At 71.2% G+C, this 1186-nt stretch carries 2 protein-coding genes and 1 pseudogene; 1 reads left to right on the forward strand and 2 read right to left on the reverse strand.

All coding sequences use genetic code 11. The features are described 5' to 3' along the window. Positions 1-171: 171 nt before the first annotated feature. A pseudogene (locus ACFU5F_RS42255) lies at positions 172-375 on the forward strand (cysteine hydrolase); the annotation flags it as partial. 99 nt (positions 376-474) lie between these two features. Here the strand turns inward: ACFU5F_RS42255 and ACFU5F_RS42260 are convergent. Continuing rightward, complete coding sequence (locus ACFU5F_RS42260) at positions 475-717, reverse strand: GH36 C-terminal domain-containing protein (protein ID WP_383898993.1); 243 nt, start codon at positions 715-717, stop codon at positions 475-477. Positions 718-861: 144 nt separating this feature from the next. Continuing rightward, positions 862-1186 (reverse strand): ATP-binding protein (locus ACFU5F_RS42265; protein WP_383898995.1); only part of this gene is annotated, 325 nt, incomplete at its 5' end.

Raw genomic sequence — 1186 nt, forward strand, 5'->3', positions numbered from 1 at the left:
GCACACGGCCATCTGACGGTTCTGGCCCCGCCCCGGCTTTGTCAGGGCTGCTTCCCGCCCTTCCCGGCACCTCCCGGATCAGGCTGCCCTCAGCTTCAATCCCACTGCTGCGACAGCGGATTGGTGCAGGTCTTCCACCTCCACTCGATCAACAAGCGCCTCACGGCGCACACGCTCCACGGTGCCTTCGTGCGCGGCTACGACGTGACACTCGTCGCCGACGCCCACACCGCCCCGGACAACAGCGCGTGGGGCGCGCCGCCGCCGGAGCAGGGCATTGCGCACACCAACCTCCACTGGCGCCACCAGTCGGCGCCCGGCCGCACGGCGGGGGTGACGGCGACGCAGGACGTCCGGTTCGACGACGCTTCCTGAACCGCGCCCGCCCGCGGCGGGCCTTCGCCGTCCGGCCCGGCCGTGTGGGCGGGCCGGACCGGACTCGATCGGTGACACGGTCGAGGTGACATGCCGTCGTCAGGCCGGCTCACGGACGAGGTGGACAAGTGCACTGGCGTAGTCGTCCGCGGCGAGGCCGAGAGGCAGACCGTGGCTGAGCAGGACGGCGCCGTGGTGCACAGTGCCGGTGTCCGTGTCGCGGTAGCGGGCCGCGGGGTCGAGTGCGCGCAGAGGCAGGGCCGGGTCGTGGTGTCCATAGCGCCGTGACCGTCGCAGGGCGATCACCGCGACTTCCCGGCCATCGAGGGAGAGGTACTGCACCGCACTGAGCTCCCCGTCCCCGGAGGGTCGCAACCGGTGCTACACAGACCCTTGTGCAGCTGTCGGCCAGGTGCGGAATGCGGGCTGGTGTTCCGCGGTGTTACCCCGTGTCGCCGCACGTTGACCTGTCCTGCGTTCTGGCGGCTACCGAGCCGTGCGATTTCGCCCGACGGCCGGATCCGCGTCGGGGTCGTCGGACAGGGTGATGCCGGCGGTGATGCGTTTGCCGACCGGCTCGCGGTGCGCCTCGAAACTCTGGGCGACGGCCATGACGATCTCCAGGCCGTGCTGGCCCACCCGGCCGGGTTCCGCAGCCCGCGCCAGGGGCAGGGACGGGCCGCTGTCCCACACGGTCACTTCCAGCCTGGCACCGTCAACACGAAGCTCCAGCAGGGCGGGCCCGGGGGCGTACTTGCGGGCGTTGGTGACCAGTTCACTGACCACCAGTTGCGCCACGTCCATGGCACGC

It is taken from the genome of Streptomyces sp. NPDC057438, assembly GCF_042802995.1.
Classification (GTDB): Bacteria; Actinomycetota; Actinomycetes; order Streptomycetales; family Streptomycetaceae; genus Streptomyces.